The sequence below is a fragment of the Rathayibacter sp. AY1A2 genome, from assembly GCF_002930935.1.
Taxonomy (GTDB): Bacteria; Actinomycetota; Actinomycetes; order Actinomycetales; family Microbacteriaceae; genus Rathayibacter.
Genome location: NZ_PSTP01000037.1, coordinates 1 through 5,799, shown reverse-complemented (window position 1 = coordinate 5,799; position 5,799 = coordinate 1). Strand labels below are relative to the sequence as shown.

The following is a 5,799-nucleotide window of genomic DNA, read 5'->3' as shown; positions in this document are numbered from 1 at the left end:
GGGCGGCCGGGTTGGGGCGGGTTCGAGCGGCCCCGGTTCGAGCGGACGGGTTCGAGCGGGGTGGGCGGCGCGGGCTGGTGCTCGGCTCAGGAATCGCGCGTACAGCGGTGTGCGAGCCCGCGCTCGCCGGCGGTTCGTCCCTCCACAGGCGGGGTACCGGCTCCGTTGTCCCGATCCTGGTCACGGGCCCCGGCCCGATGTCGGTTGTCGCTGATTCAATACACGTATGAGAAGTTCGGGTGACGCGGCGCAGGCGGTCGAGGCGGTGCGCGCGGGCGAGACGGCGCAGACGCTCGACGCGGTGCGCGCGCTCGCCGGTCTCGCGGCGGGGCTCGCCCGCTCCTCGGCACCGGTGCTGCTCGCGGGGGCCGTCGCCCTGCACACGGCGTACCGGGCGGCGCTGCTCGTGCCGGAGTCGTTCGCGCGGGGGAGTCGTCTCTCCCGGAGCGAGGCGGGAGACCTCGTGGAGCGCTCGATCCGAGCCGAGTTCGCGACGGCGCTCGGGATGTCGGAGCGCGTGGCGTCTCGGCGTCTCGAGCACGCTCGGCTCCTCATCGAGGACCTCCCGGCGACCCGCACCCTCCTGGCCGAGGCCCGGATCCTCTGGGAGGCCGGCGAGGTCGTCTGCGCCGCCGCCGCGACCCTCCCCGCTCCGTCGCGCGCGTCCTTCGACGAGCGGGCGGCCGCCGCGGCGCTCTCGCAGACGCCCACCCAGCTCCGCCGGACCGTGGCGCGGCTGCGCGACGAGCTGCACGAGCAGCCGTTCACCGAGCGCCACGCCCGCGCCCGCGAGGACCGCAGCGTGTGGCTCGGCGCCGAGGCCGACGGCATGGCCACGCTCTGCGCCCTGCTGCCGGCCCCGGTCGCGGTCGGCGCCTACAACCGTCTCGACCGGATCGCCCGCTCGCTCCGCGACGGGGCGGACGCGGCGAGGATCGGGCTCGGTGCAGGTGCAGGTGCAGGTGCAGGTGCAGGTGCGAGTGCGAGTGCGAGTGCGACTGCGACTGCACAGAGCGGTGCTGGTGCCCGTGGCGATGCCCGGGTAGCAGTCGGTGCGGGAACGGACGCTGGTGCTGGTGCTGGTGCTGGTGCTGGTGCTGGTGCGCGTGCTGGTGCCGGGCTCGGCGCGGAGACGGGTGGCGGCGCCGGTGGAGACGCTGACATCTCCCTCGGCGACGGCCGGACGCTCGCGCAGCTGCGGGCCGACGCACTCGTCGATCTGCTCATCGACGGCGACATCTCCGCAGACGGATCCTCGGGCGACGGATCCTCTGGCGAAGGAGCGAGCGGAATCCCCGCCTCTGTACTCGGAAGCCCCGCCTCGGTCTCCGGAGTCCGCGCCGACGTGCGCCTCACCCTCGCCGCCAGCACCGCGGTCGGCCTCGACGACGCGCCGGCCGAACTCGACGGCTACGGTCTCGTCCCCGCCGACGTCGCCCGGGAGCTCGTGCGCACGGCGGCCACCTTCACGCGGGTGCTGACCGATCCGGACACGGGAGTGGTGACGTCGGTCGGCAGGACCCTCCGCGTCCCGCCCCCTCGGATGCGCCTCCAGCTGCAGCTGCGCGACCGGACCTGCCGGTTCCCCGGCTGCACCCGCTCGTCCTCGACGGCCGAGGCCGACCACACCCTCGAGTGGCGGAACGGAGGCGAGACCGCCCTCGGCAACCTGGCCTCGCTCTGCGTCGCGCACCACCACGTCCGCCACGGCGACCGCTGGACCTACGCCCTCCATCCGGACGGCACCGTCGTCTGGACGACCCCCACCGGCCGTCGGATCACCGACCGACCGCGGGCGCTGCCCGGGGCTCCGCTGCCGCCCACGCGACGACCGACGCCGCAGTCGGCGCAAGAACCGGAGCCGGAGCCGCAGCCGGAGCAGCAGCCGCACCCGCTGTCACCACGATCCTCGTCATCGCAGCTGAGGTCATCGCGACCGTCGTCACCTCGACCGTCGCCATCGCTGCTGTCGCCGACGCGGCCGCGGTTCGTGGACGCGTCTCCGCCGTTCTGATCCGCAGCCCGACCTGCCGGGCGATCCGACACTCCGTCGGCCGCGAGGCGGTGCATCGCCGGGCCTGGACACGCCCAGGCGCCCTCGCGCTCTCGCACCTCCGGCGCCGCGAGGTCCGTCGGCACGTTCGCGCTTCGTCGAGCCTCGAGCTCCGAGTTCTGAGCTCCGAGCCCTGTGTCCCGGAGCTCCGAGCCTCGAGCCCCGAGCCCCGTGTCCCGGAGCTCCGAGCCTCGAGCCCCGTGTCCCGTCGTGCTTCGGCGCTTCGGGGCGTCGGCCACCGCGTCCCGGTCCGCCCCCGTCCCGCTCCGGCTGGCGGACGCCCCCGCCACGCAGGAGAGCCGTCGAACTCGGAAGATCACGACCGGACGAGCTCCACGTGGTTCACGCTCTCCGCCGCCCGCCGCGTCCGTCGGTCCTCTCCTGCCCTGCCCTGTCCTCTCCTGCCCCGTCCGGTCAGGAGCGTCCCGCCGCGGCGACCGCTCCACGCCACCCGTGCCCTGTCCTCTCCTGCCCTGCCCTGTCCTCTCCTGCCCCGTCCGGTCAGGAGCGTCCGGCCGCGGCGACCGCTCCACGCCGCCCGTGCCGCCGCCCGTGCCCCCGCCCGTGCCGCCGCCCGACCTCACCGGATGCCGCTGCGCGCGAACCCCTGCACGAAGTAGCGCTGGAAGCACAGGAACAGCAGCACCATCGGCAGCACCGACACCAGCGCCAGCGCCATGCTCGCGCTGTAGTCCGGCGTCGATTGGCCCTTGAGGTAAAGCAGGCCGATCGGCAGCGTGAACAGCTCGTTGTCCTTCAGGGCGATCAGCGGCCAGGCGAAGTCGTTCCAGCTGCCGAGCAGAGTCAGCAGGATCAGGACGGCGATCAGCGGCTTCGAGAGCGGCAGCACGATCTGCAGGAACTCCCGCAGGTGGCCGGCGCCGTCGATCCGCGCCGCCTCGATCAGCTCCTCCGGGATGGAGAGGAAGAACTGCCGGGCGAGGAAGATCCCGAAGGCCGCCGCTGCTCCGGGCAGGATCACCGACCAGTAGGTGCCGTAGATCTGCAGTCCGGTCACGAGCTTGAACTGCGCGACCATGATCGCCTGCACCGGGATCATCATCGTGGCCAGTGCGAGCAGGAACAGCAGGTTCCGCCCCGGGAAGCGCAGCCGCGCGAAGCCCCAGCCGGCCAGCAGGTTCACCACGACGGTGAACACCGTGACGAACACCCCGATCACGACCGAGTTGACGAACCACTCGCCCACGGGGAAGCGCGCGAACACCGTCGCGAAGTTCTCGAACGAGATCTCGCTCGGCCAGAAGCGGGGCGGGCCGGGCGCGAACACCTCGCCGCGCGGCGAGAAGGCGATGACGAGCATCCAGTACAGCGGGAAGAACACGACCGCCGAGGCGACGATCGCGACGACGAGGCGGACGACGAGTCCGGAGCGGGAGCCGTCGCGGCGGGAGGGACGCCGGCGCGGGGTCTCGCGGGCGGTGGCCGCGGCGACCGCGGCGGGCGTGGTGACGGTGGAGGACGACATGAGGGCTCCTAGTCGACGAGGTCGCGCGTGCGGCTCGTGCGCCACTGCAGGTAGGTGAAGGCGAGGGAGACCAGCAGGATGACGACGCCGAGCGCGGCGCCGTAGCCCTGCTCGCGGACCTGGAAGCCGTTGCGGTACGCGTAGGTGCCGAGCACCGACGTGGAGAAGCCGGGGCCGCCGCCCGTCATCACGAAGACGATGTCGAAGACCTGGAACGAGGCGATCACGTTCATGATCAGCAGGAAGAAGGTGGACGGGCCGACCAGCGGCACCGTCAGTGCGCGGAACTGCTGCCAGCGCGTCGCTCCGTCGATCCGGGCGGCCTCGTAGAGCTCGGGCGAGACGCTCTGCAGGCCCGCCAGGTAGATCACCATGTTGAAGCCGATCCGCAGCCACACCGCGGTCAGCATCACCGAGATCATCGCCGCGGAGCCGTCCGACTGCCACGCGACCGGCGAGGCGCCCAGCGAGCTCAGCACCTTGTTCACGATGCCCGAGGACTCGCTGAAGATCGTGACCGCGATCATCCCGGAGGCGACGCCCGAGATCACCAGGGGCAGCACGATCACCGTGCGGAAGATCCCGCGCGCGGGCAGGACGGAGTTGAGCAGCACGGCCAGGCCGAGGCCGCCGGCGAGCTCGAGCGGCACGGTGACCGCGGTGAAGAGGAGCGTGTTGCCCAGGCTCTGCCAGAACACCGGGTCGGCGCCCATCCGCAGGTAGTTCGCGAAGCCGACCCACTCGGGCGTGCCGAAGCCGCGCGACTCCTGGAACGAGAGCTGGATCGCCCAGAGGATCGGCACGAACAGGAACAGCGCCATCAGGAGCAGGTTCGGGCCGACGAAGCCGAAGCCGGCGAGGGCCTCGCGCCTGCGGGCCGACCGCGGCCGGGCGGAGGAGCCCGCCCGGCCGCGGAGGGTGGTGGCGGTCACCAGCTGGTCGCCTGCTGGATGGCCGCGTCGAGGCCGGAGAGGGTCTCCTCGGTGCTGCGTCCGCCGACGAACGCCTCCTCGAGCTGGTCCTGCATCGCGACGGAGATCTTCGCGAGGAACGGCGAGGTGAGCTGCTGCACGTCCCGCGGGGTGATCGTCGCGGCCTGCTCGACGAACACGGGCATCACGTCCGGGCGCACCGCGAAGTCGATCGACGCGGGGTCGATGTCGGACCGGGTGGGCAGCTCGTTCGTCGCCGCGCAGAACTCGGCCATGGTGTCGGCCTGCGTCATGAACGAGAGGAACTCGGTCGCGAGCTCGGGGTTGTCGGTGTCGGCCGTGGCGACGAGGGCGTTGCCGCCGAGGTCGGTCGCGCCGCGCTCGTCGACGGGCATCGGCGTGGCGGTCCACTCGAAGTCGGCGAGGTCGTCGATGTCCGGCACGAGGAAGGACCCGGCGAACGCCATCGCCGCGGTCTGCTCCGTGAAGAAGGAGTCGGCGTAGGTGGCGGACTTCACCGAGCTGGTCGGCGGGACCCAGTCGTTGTCGAAGAAGCTCTTCGTGAAGTCCAGCGCCTTCGCGCCGGCGGCGGAGTCGATCGCCGGAGTGGTGCCGTCCTCCTCCAGGAGCGTGCCGTCGGCCTCGAACAGCCAGCTCAGCCAGCGGGGCGTGCCGCCGAGCTGCCAGTTGTAGACGAACGGGTACTGCTCGGCGGGCAGGCTCGCGCGCAGCTTCGCGGAGGCGTCGGCGAACTCCTCCCAGGTCCACGCCTCGTCGGCGGTGGTCGGCACGTCGGTGATGCCGGCCGCCGCGAGCAGCTGCGTGTTCACCAGCAGCGCCGACACGTCGGTCTGGTGCGGGACGCCGTAGGGCTTCCCCTCGAAGGAGACGGCCTCCTGGAACGCGGGCGTGAAGGAGTCGAAGTCGTCGATCCGGTCGGTCAGGTCGAGCAGCTGCTCCTGGCTGGAGTAGACGCCGAGGTTGCCGTAGTCGACGCGGAACACGTCGGGGGCCTCGCCCGACGACAGCTGCGCGTCGATGTTGCTGAACATCTGGTCGTAGGGGACGACGTTGAGCTCGACGCTCGCCCCCTCGTGCTCGGCTTCGAAGTCGGTGATCAGCGACTCGAAGGCCGCCTGCTCGGACTCGCTGGCCCAGGTGGTGAAGGTGATCGAGTCGGCGTCGGCCGAACCGCCGCCTCCTCCTCCGAAGCCGCTGCAGCCGGTGAGGGCGGCGGTCGACGCCAGGACGGCGGCGAGTGGGATGAATCGTCTGCGCATGGGTGGTCTCCTGCTGTGAAGGGTCGGACGGGGGCGGGGTCGGAGGGC

Annotated in this window: 4 protein-coding genes; 1 reads left to right on the top strand and 3 read right to left on the bottom strand. The window is 72.1% G+C overall.

Annotation, left to right across the window (positions count from 1 at the left end; all coding sequences use genetic code 11):
* Positions 1–226: 226 nt before the first annotated feature.
* Entirely contained in the window at positions 227–2,014 is a 1,788-nt protein-coding gene (locus C5B93_RS16675) for an HNH endonuclease signature motif containing protein (RefSeq protein ID WP_104292991.1), read from the top strand.
* Positions 2,015–2,633: 619 nt separating this feature from the next.
* Here C5B93_RS16675 and C5B93_RS16670 read toward each other — a convergent pair.
* From C5B93_RS16670 to C5B93_RS16660, 3 genes are read right to left on the bottom strand one after another with little or no spacing between them, the layout of a single operon-like run.
* Positions 2,634–3,539 carry a carbohydrate ABC transporter permease gene (locus tag C5B93_RS16670; protein WP_104292990.1) on the bottom strand — a complete coding sequence of 302 codons (906 nt, stop codon included), beginning with the start codon at positions 3,537–3,539 and terminating at the stop codon, positions 2,634–2,636.
* A gap of 8 nt (positions 3,540–3,547) precedes the next feature.
* Complete coding sequence (locus C5B93_RS16665; protein ID WP_104239656.1) at positions 3,548–4,471, bottom strand: carbohydrate ABC transporter permease; 924 nt, start codon at positions 4,469–4,471, stop codon at positions 3,548–3,550.
* Complete coding sequence (locus C5B93_RS16660; RefSeq protein ID WP_258068265.1) at positions 4,468–5,751, bottom strand: sugar ABC transporter substrate-binding protein; 1,284 nt, start codon at positions 5,749–5,751, stop codon at positions 4,468–4,470. Before C5B93_RS16660 ends, C5B93_RS16665 begins: the two co-directional genes overlap by 4 nt.
* Positions 5,752–5,799 lie beyond the last annotated feature (48 nt).